Source organism: Thermosinus carboxydivorans Nor1 (genome assembly GCF_000169155.1).
Lineage (GTDB): Bacteria > Bacillota > Negativicutes > Sporomusales > Thermosinaceae > Thermosinus > Thermosinus carboxydivorans.
In genome coordinates, this window is record NZ_AAWL01000007.1 from 43,514 (window position 1) to 58,505 (window position 14,992).

The 14,992-nt window shown below is 53.0% G+C and carries 14 protein-coding genes, 4 tRNA genes and 1 riboswitch; of the genes, 16 read left to right on the forward strand and 2 right to left on the reverse strand.

What is annotated here, in order from left to right:
* The first annotated feature begins 52 nt into the window (after positions 1–52).
* From TCARDRAFT_RS06670 to TCARDRAFT_RS14565, 5 genes are all read left to right on the forward strand, one after another.
* Positions 53–1,036, forward strand: coding sequence for a 2-hydroxyacid dehydrogenase (locus TCARDRAFT_RS06670; protein ID WP_007289244.1), 984 nt, complete (start codon positions 53–55; stop codon positions 1,034–1,036).
* Positions 1,037–1,099: 63 nt separating this feature from the next.
* Positions 1,100–1,174 (forward strand) — tRNA-Asn (locus tag TCARDRAFT_RS06675).
* 5 nt (positions 1,175–1,179) lie between these two features.
* Positions 1,180–1,254 (forward strand) — tRNA-Glu (locus tag TCARDRAFT_RS06680).
* Positions 1,255–1,260: 6 nt separating this feature from the next.
* Positions 1,261–1,336 (forward strand) — tRNA-Val (locus TCARDRAFT_RS06685).
* Positions 1,337–1,615: 279 nt separating this feature from the next.
* Positions 1,616–3,244: a PAS domain-containing sensor histidine kinase gene (locus TCARDRAFT_RS14565; protein ID WP_007289245.1), complete on the forward strand. Its 1,629-nt coding sequence runs from the start codon at positions 1,616–1,618 to the stop codon at positions 3,242–3,244.
* A 36-nt stretch (positions 3,245–3,280) separates the two neighbouring features.
* On the opposite strand, the gene TCARDRAFT_RS06695 is transcribed toward TCARDRAFT_RS14565, so the two are convergent.
* Positions 3,281–3,922: a lactate utilization protein gene (locus tag TCARDRAFT_RS06695; RefSeq protein ID WP_007289246.1), complete on the reverse strand. Its 642-nt coding sequence runs from the start codon at positions 3,920–3,922 to the stop codon at positions 3,281–3,283.
* Between the two features lie 94 nt (positions 3,923–4,016).
* On the opposite strand from TCARDRAFT_RS06695, the gene TCARDRAFT_RS06700 reads away from it, so the two are divergent.
* The 7 genes from TCARDRAFT_RS06700 to metX all read left to right on the forward strand — a co-directional run bounded on the left by TCARDRAFT_RS06700 (position 4,017) and on the right by metX (position 10,808).
* Positions 4,017–4,532 (forward strand): transcription repressor NadR, encoded by a 516-nt coding sequence (locus tag TCARDRAFT_RS06700; RefSeq protein ID WP_007289247.1) that lies wholly within the window; start codon positions 4,017–4,019, stop codon positions 4,530–4,532.
* Between the two features lie 17 nt (positions 4,533–4,549).
* The gene (locus TCARDRAFT_RS06705; RefSeq protein WP_007289248.1) at positions 4,550–5,428 is read left to right on the forward strand and encodes a DMT family transporter; all 879 of its coding nucleotides are present in this window, start codon (positions 4,550–4,552) and stop codon (positions 5,426–5,428) included.
* 142 nt (positions 5,429–5,570) lie between these two features.
* Positions 5,571–6,890: an MFS transporter gene (locus TCARDRAFT_RS06710; protein ID WP_007289249.1), complete on the forward strand. Its 1,320-nt coding sequence runs from the start codon at positions 5,571–5,573 to the stop codon at positions 6,888–6,890.
* Positions 6,891–7,239: 349 nt separating this feature from the next.
* Positions 7,240–7,632 (forward strand): zinc ribbon domain-containing protein, encoded by a 393-nt coding sequence (locus tag TCARDRAFT_RS06715; protein WP_007289250.1) that lies wholly within the window; start codon positions 7,240–7,242, stop codon positions 7,630–7,632.
* A gap of 97 nt (positions 7,633–7,729) precedes the next feature.
* Positions 7,730–7,804, forward strand: a tRNA-Arg gene (locus TCARDRAFT_RS06720).
* Between the two features lie 319 nt (positions 7,805–8,123).
* Positions 8,124–8,226: riboswitch (SAM riboswitch) on the forward strand.
* Positions 8,227–8,301: 75 nt separating this feature from the next.
* Positions 8,302–9,594 carry a homocysteine synthase gene (locus tag TCARDRAFT_RS06725; RefSeq protein ID WP_040683161.1) on the forward strand — a complete coding sequence of 431 codons (1,293 nt, stop codon included), beginning with the start codon at positions 8,302–8,304 and terminating at the stop codon, positions 9,592–9,594.
* A 53-nt stretch (positions 9,595–9,647) separates the two neighbouring features.
* A complete protein-coding gene (metX, locus tag TCARDRAFT_RS06730; RefSeq protein ID WP_007289252.1) occupies positions 9,648–10,808 on the forward strand; it encodes a homoserine O-acetyltransferase MetX in 1,161 nt (386 codons plus the stop codon).
* Between the two features lie 270 nt (positions 10,809–11,078).
* On the opposite strand, the gene TCARDRAFT_RS06735 is transcribed toward metX, so the two are convergent.
* Positions 11,079–11,528, reverse strand: a complete 450-nt coding sequence (locus tag TCARDRAFT_RS06735) for an Hsp20/alpha crystallin family protein (RefSeq protein WP_007289253.1) — start codon at positions 11,526–11,528, stop codon at positions 11,079–11,081.
* A 274-nt stretch (positions 11,529–11,802) separates the two neighbouring features.
* Between TCARDRAFT_RS06735 and TCARDRAFT_RS06740 the strand changes: the two genes are divergently transcribed.
* The 4 genes from TCARDRAFT_RS06740 to murI are packed head-to-tail and all read left to right on the forward strand — an operon-like array spanning position 11,803 to position 14,903.
* Positions 11,803–13,194 (forward strand): MFS transporter, encoded by a 1,392-nt coding sequence (locus tag TCARDRAFT_RS06740; RefSeq protein WP_007289254.1) that lies wholly within the window; start codon positions 11,803–11,805, stop codon positions 13,192–13,194.
* 13 nt (positions 13,195–13,207) lie between these two features.
* A complete protein-coding gene (locus TCARDRAFT_RS06745; RefSeq protein ID WP_007289255.1) occupies positions 13,208–13,633 on the forward strand; it encodes a DUF3842 family protein in 426 nt (141 codons plus the stop codon).
* Positions 13,633–14,046 (forward strand): acyl-CoA thioesterase, encoded by a 414-nt coding sequence (locus TCARDRAFT_RS06750; protein ID WP_007289256.1) that lies wholly within the window; start codon positions 13,633–13,635, stop codon positions 14,044–14,046. The genes TCARDRAFT_RS06745 and TCARDRAFT_RS06750 overlap by 1 nt, the downstream gene beginning before the upstream one ends.
* Positions 14,047–14,093: 47 nt before the next feature.
* Complete coding sequence (murI, locus tag TCARDRAFT_RS06755) at positions 14,094–14,903, forward strand: glutamate racemase (RefSeq protein ID WP_007289257.1); 810 nt, start codon at positions 14,094–14,096, stop codon at positions 14,901–14,903.
* Positions 14,904–14,992: the final 89 nt, after the last annotated feature.

Sequence of the window (14,992 nt, forward strand, 5' to 3'; positions counted from 1 at the left end):
AATACATCTACTACTTACTACTTTCCGCTTACCACTTTCAGGAGGTGACTGTATGGCCCAATTTAATGTCTATGTGACCCGCCGGATTCCGGATACGGCGCTGGACGTTTTGCGCCAGCGCTGTAACGTGGAAGTCAATCCCGAGGACCGCGTCCTAACGCGCGACGAATTATTAGCCAAGGTCACCGGCCGGGACGCAGTGCTATGTCTGCTTACCGATACGATTGATGACGCCGTGCTGGCTGCGGCCGGCAAACAATGCCGCATTTTTGCCAATTATGCCGTCGGTTACAATAACATTGACGTGGCGGCCGCCACTAAGCGGGGCATTTTCATCAGCAACACCCCCGATGTGCTTACCGCTGCCACGGCTGACATGGCCTGGGCGCTCCTTTTTGCCGTAGCGCGGCGGGTCGTGGAGGGCGACAAGTTTACCCGGGCCGGCAAATTCCACGGCTGGGGGCCGCTCTTGATGCTTGGACAGGAGGTAACAGGCAAGACGGTGGGCATTATTGGCGCTGGTCGTATTGGTGCCGCTTTTGCCCGGCGGGCCAAAGGGTTTGACATGAAAATTTTGTACACTGGTCGCTCCCGTAAGCCGGACTTCGAAAGGGAAACAGGCGCGACTTACGTTGATTTTGATACGCTGCTGCGGGAAGCCGATTTTATCTCGCTCCATGTGCCGCTCACGCCAGAAACGTACCATTTGATCGGCGAGCGGGAGCTCAAGCTGATGAAGCCTACGGCCATCCTTATCAATACGGCAAGGGGACCGGTGGTTGACGAAAAAGCGCTGGTAGCGGCGCTGCGACGTGGTGAGATTTGGGGAGCCGGTCTTGACGTCTTTGAAAACGAACCTGCATTGGCGGAGGGCCTGGCCGAGCTCGACAATGTCGTCATTCCGCCGCATTTAGGCAGTGCTACTTTGGAGACGCGTACCAAGATGGGACTTGTCGCGGTGGAAAACATTCTTGCCGCCCTGGACGGCCGGATGCCGCCCAACTGTCTTAATCCCGAAGCAAGAAATTTCCAGTAAAAATTTTTTCCTCCTCCTCTTGCATTTTTTGAGGAGATGTCCTATAATTCATTATGTCGTTGTTCCTCGATAGCTCAATGGTAGAGCACTCGGCTGTTAACCGAGTGGTTGCAGGTTCGAGTCCTGCTCGAGGAGCCAATTGTGGCCCGTTGGTCAAGTGGTTAAGACACCGCCCTTTCACGGCGGTATCAGGGGTTCGAATCCCCTACGGGTCACCATTATATGGGCGATTAGCTCAGCTGGGAGAGCGCCTGCCTTACAAGCAGGATGTCGGCAGTTCGATCCTGTCATCGCCCACCACGAAAAAGCGCTGGATTTACGTCCAGCGCTTTTTTCTTTACTATAGGACTATATGGAAAGTGGTAGGCAGAAAGTGGCGGATGTAACCCTTTGCGTATCTGGCGCCAGTGACGGTTTCATTAAAAGGCGTGCTAGCGCTTTTGTTTCTCTAACGTACCGGCTTTGGTTGCGCGAGTGTTTTTTATGTCCATAAAAAACACTATTGCGAAAAGCTGCGGCATGAAAGGAGTTTGAAATTTTTTGACGAATTATGTCAAATAAAGGAAGTGCTTAACTGCCATGAATATCCGCTCCTGGGATTTTTGGGCTCGCATATTGATGGTTTTGGCCGTCGCCGCAATTATCGTCGGCATGGGCGCCGCCTATTTTACCGCCAAGTACCGGGCGTTGGTGGCCGAGCAGCGCAGCAGCACGCGGCAGGTGGCGAATGATTTAGAACTCCACTTCAATGGCCGCTTGCTGGCGCTCAAACTGTTGGCAACCGATCCCGACATCCGCAGCCTGGATCCGGATCGGGCCCAGCCTAAGCTGGCTCAGGCGATGAAGGTGCTCGACTGTTATCGCATAGCTATTGCGGATCCGCAGGGGAATGTGGTTGTTAATGGGCGCGATGAGCCGGCCCAAGTGCATGACCTGGACAGCTTTTTCGCTGCTGCCCGGGGCAGGCCCGTCATTTCCGACCGCATTATTTTCGCCGGGTTGAGTGATGCTTTCGTCAGTCTGCGTGTTCCGGTTTATGATGATCATGACAAAGTAATAGCCGTTTTACTGGCCGGCGTCTCGTTGGATGAAGTGGCTAAAACCGCAGGGGCGGTGCCGGTTAAAGCCAAACATTATATTTTTGTCATTGACAGTGTAGGCCGACTTCTTTGCCATCCCCGCATCAACGAAATTTATCCGGAAAAGCCCGATTTTACCGTCAATGGCAAACTGGTTTTTGCGCCAGACGACGGTTATGTCATTACCCAATCTTATTTAGATGGTATAGAAAAGTTATTTGTCTTTACGAATGTAAAAAATACCGGCTGGCGGGTCGTTATGGCTACCCCCATTATGGATGTATACGCGGCTATCCTGCGGGATTCACTGCCAGATATCGGGTTATTTGGTTTGATTATGTTGTCATTGGGCCTGGGTTACGGCCGCCTGCGGCAGGCGCGGCGTTACCGGGAACTGGTGGAGGCGGTGCGACTGGAGCGCCTAGCCAGTGTCGGCCAGCTCGCGGCCGGTATTGCCCATGAAATCCGCAACCCGCTTACGTCGGTTAAGGGCTTTATCCAGTTGATTATGGCCAGGGGTGACCGGCCTGTCCCGCGGGATTATTTGGAAATTATTCTTACCGAGATTGAACGCATCGAAAAACTGATCCGGGAATTTCACCTTCTGGCCCGGCCCCCGCAGACGCCGCAATTTGCATTATTAAATCTGCGGGTCGTTTTGCATGACGTTGTACTGCTGATGGAGAGCCAGGCCTTGAGTAAAAATGTCGCTCTGGAGTTTATGCCGGGTGAGGATGTAACAGTTTGCGGCGATGTGTCGCAGCTTAAGCAAGTGTGGATTAACCTTTTGCGCAACGCAATCGAGGCGGCGCCCCAAGGCGGCAGTGTCGATATCGCCCTCCGCGCTGACGGAAACTGGGCCGTCGTTACCGTGACCGACAATGGTCCTGGTATTCCGGAAGATATTTTGCCACATCTCGGCACGCCCTTTTTTACCACGAAACAGGATGGCACCGGCTTAGGTCTGTCGGTATGCTACTCCATTGTCCAAAACCACGGCGGGAATATCCGGGTCAACAGCCGGCCAGGCGAAGGCGCTACTTTCACCGTGCAGCTGCCGCTCGCTGACAATACTGCCCACATATCAGCCACGACCGGCAGGAAAACTAAGGGCGGTCTGGCGAAATAAAAAAACCGCACGGCAAGCGTGCGGTTTTTTCGTGCTTTAGAACCCGAGCTCTTCGCCGATGATGACGATGTTGATGTCAGTGAGACTTGGTTTTTTGCGCAGCACGGTAGTAATATTGCAGATGCGGGTCGGGCCTTGGCAGTCCATGCACATACCGGTTTGGACGCAGGGATTGGGCCGGTTGAGACGCTTATTGTTAGGCGGAGCGGCGTAAAGTTTGATTCGGCTTTCCGCCTCTTGCACGTCACGGACGATTTTGTTTACGCCGGCGACGACGATGACTTTTTTGGGACCAAACATCATGGCGGCTACGCGGTTGCCAGTGCCGTCTACATTGACAAGTTGGCCGTCCAGGGTCAGCGCGTTGGTGCTTGTAAAGAAGACATCGCATGTCAGTTCTTTACGTCTGAGTTCCAGCGCTACTTCCGGGCTGAGGCCGGGCTTATTGTGATTATAGACGGTATGGCCGCGCTGTTCCAGCATGTTGTCAAGGCCCAATTCCTGGATTGTCCAGGAGCCGCCGATACCGACGGTGGCTTCGGCCGGCACGAGGGACAGAATGTAGTCGATGGCTTCCTGCCGGTTGGGAAAATAAACGGCATTGAAGTTATTCTTTTTGAGGGCTTCCACTACCCTGGCCGCCAGGGTGCCGTAGTGCCAGGCTTTGAACTCTTTCATTTGGTCTTACCTCCTTAATGGTTTTATATATAATCAATAATTTTCTTCGACGCAGACTAAATTTTACCTTTTTGTTAGGGATGAGGTGACGGCGATGGATGCAAAAACGCGGCGGGAGAAATTATTGGCCGTGCTAAAGGAGGCCGGGGGGCCAGTGACGGGGACGACTCTGGCAAGAGAGCTCGGCGTCAGCCGGCAGGTAATCGTGGGGGATATTGCCATTTTACGCGCCGCGGGGCAGGAGATTTACGCTACGCCACAGGGATATCTTGTACCTGCGGCTAAAGTGCGGCCGGCGGTGACGGCCAAGCTGGCCTGTCGGCACGGCCGGGATAACCTGGCAGAGGAACTGGCCACCATCATCGACCACGGTGGCAAGGTGCTAGATGTTATCGTCGAACATCCTTTGTATGGAGAGATTCGGGCGAATCTGATGCTGGCGTCGCGGCGCGATTTGGCAGAGTTTTTGCGGAAATTGGAGGAAAGCGGCGCCAAGCCGCTTTCGGTGGTGACCGGCGGCGTGCATCTGCATACGATTGAGGCGCCCTCGCCCCAGGTGCTGGCGGAGATTGAGGCCGCTCTCCGGCAGCAGGGAATATTGCTGAGTTAGGAAGGAGAATGCCTTTTATGGAGCCGGAACCAATGGCGCAGGCCGGTGGCGTCAGCAGGCGCGTAGTAGCCGACCTGTCGCTGCTTTTTGTTACTTTGATCTGGGGAACTACTTTTGTCGTGGTAAAGAACGCGCTAGCCGATATCGGCCCCTATTGGTTTGTGGGCATCCGGTTCGGCCTGGCTTTTTTGTTTTTGGCGGTGCTGTATCACCGGCGGCTGGTGGCCGCCTGGCGGGGCCATGTCCGCCTCGCCGGTCTTATCGGTTTGGTCCTGTTTAGCGGTTTTTCATTGCAGACGATTGGTCTAAAGTACACGACAGCAGCCAATTCCGGCTTTATTACCGGCCTTTCCGTCGTTCTTGTTCCCGTTATCGGCCGCTTCTGGGGGCAAAAGGGCCCTGGGCCGGCGACCGTGGCGGGGATTATAAGTGCTGTTATCGGTCTTGGATTGCTCACGCTCAGCAATGATTTCCGGCTAAATACCGGTGACGTTCTTACTTTGTTGGCCGCCGTGGCATTCGGCACCCACATCGTCATGGTCGGGCAATATGCCTCGAAGGGTGATGCCGTTGTTTTGGCCATTCTTCAAATCGGTGCCGTTGCTGTCGCCGGGCTGGTCGGCGGTTTGGCCTTCGAGCCGACGCCGACTAATTTTAGTCGCGAGGTCTGGATTGCCCTGGCGGTGACCGCCATCCCGGCTACAGCGGTAGCGCTTGTTGTGCAGAATACCATGCAGCGTTTTACCACCGCTACGCGGACGGCGATTATTTTTGCCATGGAGCCTGTTTTCGCCGGCTTGGCGGCCTATCTGCTACTCGGAGAAATACTGACGGTGAAGCAATTAATCGGCTGCGCGCTCATCGTAGCTGGCATGCTTATCAGTGAATTAGGTTAGGCGGGTTAAGCGGGAATGCCATCCCGCTTTTAATTTTAGTGCAAATACTAGGGATGTTTTAGTCCACTTGTCACTTTATGGAATAAAAGTTATAATATAGATAACTGTCAAGACAGATGTAATTACAAATGGAGGGGTTGCTGTGGATATTGTGAGCCGTTTGGAACAAGTGCCTGTTAGCAAGTTTCATTATAAGCTGCTGGTAGCGACCGGCCTTGGCTGGATGTTCGACGCCATGGATACCGGCCTTATCGCTTTTGTCTTGCCGGCGCTCGCTAAGGCCTGGGGGCTGTCGCCCGCCCAGATGGGGTATATCGGCAGCGCCGGACTTGTCGGCATGGCGGTGGGGGCGGTATTGTCCGGGTTTGCCGCCGACCGGTTTGGCCGGAAGAAAGTTTTTGCCGCAACGCTGCTGCTTTATAGTATTGCCACCGGGCTGTGCGGTTTGGCCTGGGATTTTGCATCACTACTGGTTTTCCGTTTTTTGGTTGGGTTTGGCCTGGGCGGTGAATTGCCGGTAGCGGCGACGTTGATGACCGAATACTCGCCGCCGGCGGCGCGGGGTAAGTTTATCGTTTTACTGGAAAGTTTCTGGGGACTCGGGTGGCTGGCGGCGGCCCTCATCGCCTATCTGTTTATTCCCTATTACGGTTGGCAGGCCGCTTTCTTCATTGGCGCTTTGCCCGCCTTGTATGTTTTTGTCATCCGGTTAGCGGTGCCGGAATCGGTGCGGTATCTTCTGGACAAAGGACGGCTGGACGAAGCCCATACAATCGTCAGCAGCCTTGAAGCGGCGGCCGGCGTGACAGCGTCCTTTGTCCCGACGGCACCGAAAGTGCGGACGGTTCGGCAAGTAATGTTTGCCGAACTGTGGGCGCCGCCTTTCTTACGGCGTACTGCCATGCTTTGGCTGCTGTGGTTCGGCATTGTTTACTCTTACTATGGCATTTTTACCTGGCTGCCATCGCTGATGACGGCCCAGGGATTTACCATTATCAAAAGTTTTGAGTATGTGCTGATAATGACCATGGCTCAGCTGCCTGGCTATTTCAGCGCCGCTTATTTGGTTGATCGTATCGGCCGCAAGGCGACACTGGCGCTATTTCTGGCAGCCAGCGCCGCCGCCGCTTTTGGTTTCGGCTATGCCAATGCCCCCTGGGCACTAATCGTGTGGGGGAGCCTGATGTCTTTCTTCAATTTGGGCGCATGGGGAGTAGTATATACTTATACACCGGAGCTTTATCCAACCCGCATTCGCGCTTTTGGCTCGGGCTGGGCGGCGGCCGTCGGCCGGTTTGGCGGCATCCTGGCGCCCGCCATTGTCGGCTATATGCTGGGGGGAGGCGCCGCTTTCGCCGGAGTTTTCACGATGTTCACGGCTACCATGCTGTTTATTGCCGCTATTGTTTTAGTGTTGGGCGAAGAAACCCGCCAGAAATCGCTTGATGAGATTAGTGATTAGAAAAAATCAAAATTTGCATCTATTATTAGGAACAAGTAATAAAATTATGGATAATTCCCAATTTTTTTTACTTGAAATTATCTTTAAATTCTGATAAGATAAAACCACAAATGATGTGAGAGGGTGGTGCAAATCATGAATGTAACGATCAAAGATGTGGGGAATTTGCTGATTTACAGTATCGGCACCGCCTTGGTGCTAACCCTGGCCGTTATAAGCCTACACTAAAACAACGCTTGCTGGTGGCCGCGTCGCTGGACGTGGCTTTTCTATTGAAGCGTGTTTATTGATTTTGTCTGGCTGGAAATGATATAATGGTGATGTATCTACTCCGAAAGGGGTCGTTTGCGTGATTACAACTATTTCGTTTATCATCGGTTTTATTGCTGCTTACTGGGTATATAATGACGCCAGAAGTCGCGGGCATGAACTGGGCACGGCTTTGCTATGGTCCCTGGGAACGCTGGCCATGCTTATTGTTTTCCTCCCGTTGTACCTGCTCATCGGTCGAAAGCAAGCCATGAAAAATACTAAGCGCCAAGAGCCGGTTATTGATGTGGAGGCTACGCCGGTAAACGACCAGATCCATTGCCCGATGTGCGGCGCCAAGGTCAAGGAAGATTATAAGGTTTGTCCTTACTGCGGTTATACGCTCAAGCCCAAGTGTGAAGCATGCGGCCGTGAACTCAGCCGTGAATGGCGCACTTGCCCCTACTGCCAGACGCCGGCTGCCCCCAAGTGAGTAATTCCCAAAAGTTTACACAAAAAAGTTACAAAAAAACATTAGACATTACCGCCTATTTATGATATAATCATTTCTGTCGCTGAACACACGCCATGCGCCCGTAGCTCAGGGGATAGAGCGCCGGCCTCCGGAGCCGGGTGCGCAGGTTCGATTCCTGCCGGGCGCACCAGAAAGCGCATAAATACTGGGTTGGAAGGCATTCCAACTCGGTATTTATGTTTTTGAAGAGAACCAGCTTCCGTGCATTACGCTTTATAATTCATGACTGGACTGCGGCAGTAGCTAAAAGCAGCGGCCAATTCGCATCAGTGCCAGGAAGCCTTGTTTCCGACATTAGATAATGCACCTCGTTCTTCATAGTGACATTTTATCGCGTTAATCTACACGGTGACATTATCACAAGTTAAACACATTTTGACAATCCGGCTATTGACATTTGTTTCAATATATCATATAATCTGCTCAACACAAAAATATAAGGCATACACCTCTTATCCAGAGTGGTCGAGGGACTGGCCCGATGACGCCCGGCAACCGGCTTTTATAAGCAGTGGTGCTAATTCCAGCAGGAGAAATCCTGGAAGATGAGAGGAAAGGTGCGTGTGTACAAAACCCCCTTTCCTCTGGAAAGGGGGTTTTTGTATGCCGGTGAAAGGAGAAGAAGGAATGCATTTGCCAGACAACCTGAAAATTGCCACTTTGGCCGTTCATGGCGGCCAGACTCCCGATCCCACCACCGGGGCCCGGGCTGTGCCTATCTATCAGTCGACTTCTTACAATTTCCGCGACAGCGATCATGCCGCTGCTTTGTTTGCCTTGAAAGAAACGGGCAATATTTATACGCGGATAATGAACCCGACAACCGACGTATTGGAAAAACGTATGGCCGCCTTGGAAGGCGGGGTGGGCGCGGTGGCTTTCGCCTCCGGTCATGCGGCGATCGCTGCTGCCATTTTGAACATTGCCGAAGCCGGTGACGAAATTGTTAGTTCCTCCGCGCTTTATGGCGGAACGTATAACCTTTTTCTGTATACTCTGCCCAGGCTGGGTATAACCGTTAAATTGGTAGACCCCAGCGACCCGGAAAATTTCCGGAAAGCCATCACACCAAGGACTAAAGCTGTCTATGGGGAAATTATCGGCAATCCCGGGCTTGGGGTACTGGATATTGAAAAAGTCGCCGCTATAGCCCATGAGAACGCTATACCGCTGATTGTTGACAACACTTTTGCTACTCCGTATTTATGCCGACCTTTCGATTTTGGTGCCGATATCGTAGTCCATTCGGCAACGAAATTTATCGGCGGTCATGGTACGACAATGGGCGGTATCGTCGTCGACGGCGGTAAGTTTGACTGGGCCGCAGGCAACTTTCCGTTATTGAATGAGCCTGATCCCAGTTATCATAACTTGCGCTATTCCCGGGAGTTTGGCCCCATGGCCTTTATTATCCGCCTGCGGGTGCAAGTTTTACGCGACCTTGGCGCCTGCATCAGCCCTTTTAATAGTTTTCTGCTACTTCAGGGACTGGAAACGCTGCACTTACGGATGGCCCGCCACAGTGAGAATGCCCAGACTGTGGCAGAATACCTTGCCGCACATGATCAGGTAGCGTGGGTCAACTATCCCGGTCTTCCTAGCCACCCGCAGCATGACTTGGCGCAAAAGTACCTGGCAAAGGGTGCGGGAGCCATCCTGACGTTCGGCATAAAAGGCGGTCTTGCGGCTGGCAAAAAGTTTATTGACAGCCTTAAGTTGCTTTCCTTGCTCGCTAACGTTGGCGACGCCAAATCACTGGTTATTCATCCCGCCAGCACCACTCATTCGCAGCTTACATCTGAGCAGCGCGCCAGTGCGGGAGTGCCGGATGACATGATCCGTCTTTCCATAGGAATTGAAGACGTAAGCGACATAATTTACGACCTTGAGCAGGCTCTGGCGGCGGCCAAGGCGCTTTAGATGGGGAGAGTTTGCTCTATCCTTATAGTTGGCGGTAGGAGGTGGATGGTGTTTTGCGTCCATTTCTTAAGTATGCGAAAGTGGCTGACCCTGACAATCCTCTCGTACTGACCATGGGTGGAACACTAACCGATGTTACCGTGGCTTATGAAACTTACGGGACACTATCGCCTAACCGGGACAACGTAATTTTGGTGACCCACGCCCTTACTGGCGACAGCCATGTGGCGGCCCACGACGACAAGGACGAAAAAGGTTGGTGGGATGCATTGGTAGGACCGGGACGGCCGATAGACACCAACCGTTTCTTCGTTATTTGTTCCAATGTTCTGGGCGGATGCCGGGGAACGACGGGGCCGTCCTCGCCGGACCCGGCGACCGGGCGGCCGTACGGCATGCGGTTTCCCGTCATTACCATACGGGACATGGTCCATGTCCAGAAACGGCTGTTGGAGCAACTTGGCATTTACCGGCTGGTCTTGGTAATCGGAGGATCCATGGGCGGAATGCAGGCTTTGGAATGGGGGGTCACTTATCCCGAGTTTATGGATGGTATAATAGCCATTGCGGCTCCCGGTTATTCTTCCGCCCAGTCCATAGCTTACAATAAAGTGGCGAGGGAAGCGGTGATGCTCGACCCGGCCTGGCGGCAGGGTGATTATTATGGTGGTCCCGGTCCGCAAACCGGCCTGTCGATCGCCCGCGGCCTGGGGATGATTACCTACCAAAGCGAGCCGTCAATGGCCGCTAAGTTTGGCAGGAGAATGCGTGGCGGTCAGTTCGAAGTGGAAAACTACCTTGACTACCAAGGGATTAGCTTGGTACGTCGGTTTGACGCCAACTCCTACCTTTATTTGCTCAGAGCCCTTGACCTTCATGACCTTGGTGCCGGTTATGCGTCTTATGAGGCAGCCCTGGCCAGGATTGAAGCTCGTGTTTTAATCGTAGGGGTGAGTTCCGACATTTTGTATCCGGCTTATCAGCAACAGGAGCTGGTTGAAGTCCTGCGCCGCCTCGGCAAGGCGGCGCGGTATGCCCAGATTGACAGTCCCCACGGACATGACGGGTTTTTGATTGATTTTGATGCGTTAAGCCCTGTTTTGTCGGACTTTATCAATACGATAGCGCCGCCGGTCCGCTTGCCCTGGGCACAGTCTTTTTTCAGGGCATCAAGTCTGGCCTATTTTGGCGCCCGGCTGGTTCCCGAGTTTTAAATTCCTAAAAATTATAGAATTGCTTTAAACTGCTCGATTAATAATTCTATTCTTTTTTCAGTATTAAGAACAAGCGGCGGCCATGCAAGACGTGGCTTCGGCCAGTAGCACTCTGGCGCAAATGGCGTAAGAATTGCAGCAAGCGGTACGGGGAAGATAGGAGACGGCAGATTGGTCGGCCCTGTAATCGGGGGTTGGCCAATCTGCCGCTTTGCTTTGGGGTGCCCGGCAAGGATAAAAAATAGCCGTACCGGTAAGTACGGCCGATATTTACTGAATTGGGATGTTGCTCCTTTTTCTTTCGTTCTTGTCTTTCTTAGGCAGGGTAATGGTAAGGACACCGTCGGTAAATTTAGCGTTTATTTGGTCTTCAATTACATTATCGACATAGAAGCTCCGCTGGAGCTGTCCAAACCGTCGTTCTTTCCGCACATAGTTTTCTTCTTTTACTTCCTGGGTTTCATTGCGTTGGGCCGCGATGGTCAAATAATTATTTTCATAACGCAGGGTAATATCTTCCTTCTTAACCCCCGGTAAGTCCGCTTCGATAATATATTCGTTATCCGTTTCCCGAAGGTCGACGCGAAAAGAGCCTGTCATGGCAGCAATGTTTTCAAAAGGTGCTAAAAAGTCGTGGTCAAAGAAGCTCCGCATAATTTGATTAAAATAGTCGCGTGGGGTGGCAGGCAAATTGCCATTGCGGTGCGGTAACAAAAACATAGCTTTATCTCCTTTCGTTAGATTTTACTATTTTAAGGATGTACACCGGCCGGCAATTTTAAACATAATTAATTATCTGTTCTGGCATAGGTATGGGAGGATGTCTGGCTGCGCCGGCGTGTAAATACGCCGAAAATGTTGCCGATAAAAGGGTAAACCGGCACTAAGGGTAAAGAAAGTAGAAAAATGATGTGTCAGAAATGGAGGTTAGTTTTGACAAAAAGACAAAAGAAAAGTACAATAAATTAGAGCATTACAGGCATGTTAAGAGCGCATGCCGCAAAACGCTTTTACGGTGATTGCCTTGGATAATGCGGAATGGGCGGCTCAGGTACGGCAGGTTAAGCGACGCCGCTGGATTATTTGGGCGCCATTGGCTTTGGCCTTTTTAATCGTATATTTTCACCGGGTGGCGACAGGCGTCGTTTCCGACAGCTTGATGCGCGATTTTAATATTGCCCGCGCGTCAGAGCTGGGCGTGCTTTCGTCCATCTATTTTTATACTTATGCGGCACTGCAGGTACCGGCCGGAATTGCGGCAGACCGTTTCGGTCCACGCCGGACAATTACCATTTCGGCGGCGGTAATGGCTTGTGGCGCTTTTGCTTTTGGCTGGGCACCCGACCTGCCTTTTTTATATGCTGCCCGGTTTATAATCGGGTTAGGCGTTTCGTTTGTTTATATAAATATTGTAAAGATTTACGCCGATTGGTTTCTAACCCGCGAATTCGGCACCATGTCCGGGCTGTCGGCCTTTATCGGCATGGCCGGTTCGCTATTGGCCGCGACGCCGCTGGCCATCATGGTGGAAGCGGTAGGGTGGCGAATTTCCTTTTATATTATTGGCGTCGCTACCGCCGTAGTAGCCGTTTACTGTTGGTTAGTGGTGCGGGACCGGCCCACGGACCTGGGGTGGCCGTCGATTGCTGAGATCGAAAGCCGCGAAGGTACGGTGATGCCGGCGGATGGCGAGTCTTGTGCCAGCATTACCGATAGTCTGCGGACGGTGTGGGCTAATTGGTATACTTGGCCACCGTTTCTGGCCTCGGCCTGCATGTATGGCGTTTTTATGGCGCTGGCCGGCGTATGGGGCGTCCCTTATTTTATGCAAGTTTATGGCATGACGCGAATAGCAGCCGCCAATTATGCAGCTGCCCTGTCCTTAGGTTATATGCTGATCGGACCGCTGCTCGGCTACCTGTCCGACCGGAGCCGCTGCCGCCGCTGGCCTTATGTGCTCGGCGCGGTTCTTATTTTAGCAGGCTGTCTGGCGATTGCCGTCTGGAACGGTGGCCACCCGCCCGGATGGGCCCTCTTTTCCATCCTGTTCATCATCGGCGCCGGCGCTTCCGCCGTCAGTCTGACCTTAGCCTGCGCCAAAGAAGTTAATCCGCCGGCTATGACGGGAATGGCGACCGGCACGGCTAACGTCGGGGCCTTTGTCGGGGCGGCGCTAATTCAGCCGCTGTTTGGCTGGATGCTTGACCGGCGCTGGCAGGGAATTATCGAGGATGGCGTAAAAGTATATCCCCTCGAAGCCTATCAGGGCGCTTTGTGGCTCTGTGCCGCCGTATTGGCCGCCGGTCTGGTTTTCGCGGTTTTGATCAAAGAAACGCACTGCGCCAATATTGCCCATCGGGTCATTGCCAGGCGCAGTGATATATAGAAAGGAGATGAGTATGCGTATAGCGGTAGTAGACGGCATGGGCGGCGGCCTTGGCGTCCAGCTTGTCACGCAGATTATATCCCAGCTGGGGGATAAAGCGGAAGTAATTGCCCTTGGCACTAATGCCATGGCTACCAACAACATGGTACGGGCCGGCGCAGCCCGCGGGGCAACCGGCGAAAATGCGGTCAGGGTTACCTTGCGCAAGGCCGATATTGTCGTCGGGCCGATTGGGATTGTTATTCCCAATGCTCTTATGGGGGAAATAACTCCCGGTATCGCCGAAGCGGTCGCATCCTGCGATGCGCGTAAAATTTTAATCCCCGTTAGTCAAAACCACTTTGATATCGTCGGCCTGGAAAACCGTCCGCTGGTAATCCTGATTAAAGAAGCGGCGGCCAAGGTGTGCGAATTGGTACAGGAGAAAGAGGAAGCCTGATGGTTACGGTAAGAGATAAGGTACGGTTTGTGGAAACAGATATGATGGGAGTTGTCCACCACTCGAACTATTTTCGCTGGTTTGAGATGGGACGGGTGGAATATCTGCGGCAGGCGGGTATTTACCTGCTTGATCTCATGGACCAAGGTATCCTGTTTCCGATTACCGATGTCAGTTGTCAATACCGTGCCTCGGCCCGGTTTGACGATTACATACTTATTGAAACAGAGCTAGTCGAGGTTTCCCGCGTCAAGATGGTATTTGCGTATCGTGTCGTGCGCGAAGCAGACGGGGTGCTGCTGGCGACTGGCCGTACGCAAAACGTTTTTACCGACCAAAACGGCAAAATTATCCGTCTGCCACAGGCGATTTACGCCAAATTGGCGCAAGCGGCTCAGCGCCACATAGAATAATATAAATTGCGGAGAGAATATTGCTGATAGTGTAAGGAGGCGGCGCTATGGGCGACAATTGGCCGATTGGCGTATGTGATTCTGGAATTGGCGGGCTGACGGTAGTCAAAGAGTTATTGGAACTGATGCCTGACGAGCACTTTATCTATTTCGGCGATACGGCCCGCATACCCTACGGTGATCGTCCGCCGGCGGAAATCTTGACCTTTATGCGACAAATTTTGCGGTTTTTTACGGAACAAAAGGTAAAGATGGTAGTAGTAGCCTGCAATACTATGACCGCGGTTGGCCTCGATATGGCTTGGCGCGAGTTTCCCTTTCCGGTGGTGGGGGTCAATACCGGCATACGGTCGGCGTTGGCGGCCAGCCGGAGCGGACGGATCGGCGTCATCGCCACCCAAGCGACGGTGGCCAGTGGCCTGCACGAGCGGACGGCCAAGGCCATTGATGCCAAGGCCGTTGTCGCTCTTCAAGCCTGTCCCAAGCTGGTGCCGTTAATCGAACGGGAACAACTGGAAGGTCCGGCAGTGGAAGCGGCAGTGGCCGAGTATCTTCGGCCGCTCCGGGATGCAGGCGTGGATGCGCTTATTCTTGGCTGTACCCATTATCCGTTTATTAGCCCCGTTATTAGCCGTTATCTGGGACCGGCGGTAACCATTGTCAATCCGGCTCGGGAAACGGCTCTCGATGCTGTCAGCCTGCTGGCTGAGTATGACCTACGAGGCAATGGACCAGGTTCGGTGCGGTTTTGTTTTTCCGCTGACCTGGAACGGGCCAGACGGCTGGCGGCCCGCATTATCCCCGGGCCGCTTCCTGCCTTTGAAAAAGTTGACATGGCGACTATGCCTGACGTCTAAACAGCAGCAGGCTGTGGCAACAATGGTAATGACCTTTTTGCTTGGCACTCCGCCGCCGGCGGGCGGCGGAGTGCAATATTGGAAGATGG

What these genes read in the sequence shown, in the direction of transcription:
- TCARDRAFT_RS06740 (WP_007289254.1), top strand. Translation starts at nt 11,803, where the DNA reads ATGCCGCAAAACGCTTTTACGGTGATTGCCTTGGATAATGCGGAATGG.
- TCARDRAFT_RS06695 (WP_007289246.1), bottom strand. Translation starts at nt 3,922, where the DNA reads ATGAAAGAGTTCAAAGCCTGGCACTACGGCACCCTGGCGGCCAGGGTA.
- TCARDRAFT_RS14565 (WP_007289245.1), top strand. Translation starts at nt 1,616, where the DNA reads ATGAATATCCGCTCCTGGGATTTTTGGGCTCGCATATTGATGGTTTTG.
- TCARDRAFT_RS06750 (WP_007289256.1), top strand. Translation starts at nt 13,633, where the DNA reads ATGGTTACGGTAAGAGATAAGGTACGGTTTGTGGAAACAGATATGATG.
- murI (WP_007289257.1), top strand. Translation starts at nt 14,094, where the DNA reads ATGGGCGACAATTGGCCGATTGGCGTATGTGATTCTGGAATTGGCGGG.
- TCARDRAFT_RS06670 (WP_007289244.1), top strand. Translation starts at nt 53, where the DNA reads ATGGCCCAATTTAATGTCTATGTGACCCGCCGGATTCCGGATACGGCG.
- TCARDRAFT_RS06735 (WP_007289253.1), bottom strand. Translation starts at nt 11,528, where the DNA reads ATGTTTTTGTTACCGCACCGCAATGGCAATTTGCCTGCCACCCCACGC.
- TCARDRAFT_RS06725 (WP_040683161.1), top strand. Translation starts at nt 8,302, where the DNA reads ATGCATTTGCCAGACAACCTGAAAATTGCCACTTTGGCCGTTCATGGC.
- TCARDRAFT_RS06700 (WP_007289247.1), top strand. Translation starts at nt 4,017, where the DNA reads ATGGATGCAAAAACGCGGCGGGAGAAATTATTGGCCGTGCTAAAGGAG.
- TCARDRAFT_RS06745 (WP_007289255.1), top strand. Translation starts at nt 13,208, where the DNA reads ATGCGTATAGCGGTAGTAGACGGCATGGGCGGCGGCCTTGGCGTCCAG.
- TCARDRAFT_RS06705 (WP_007289248.1), top strand. Translation starts at nt 4,550, where the DNA reads ATGGAGCCGGAACCAATGGCGCAGGCCGGTGGCGTCAGCAGGCGCGTA.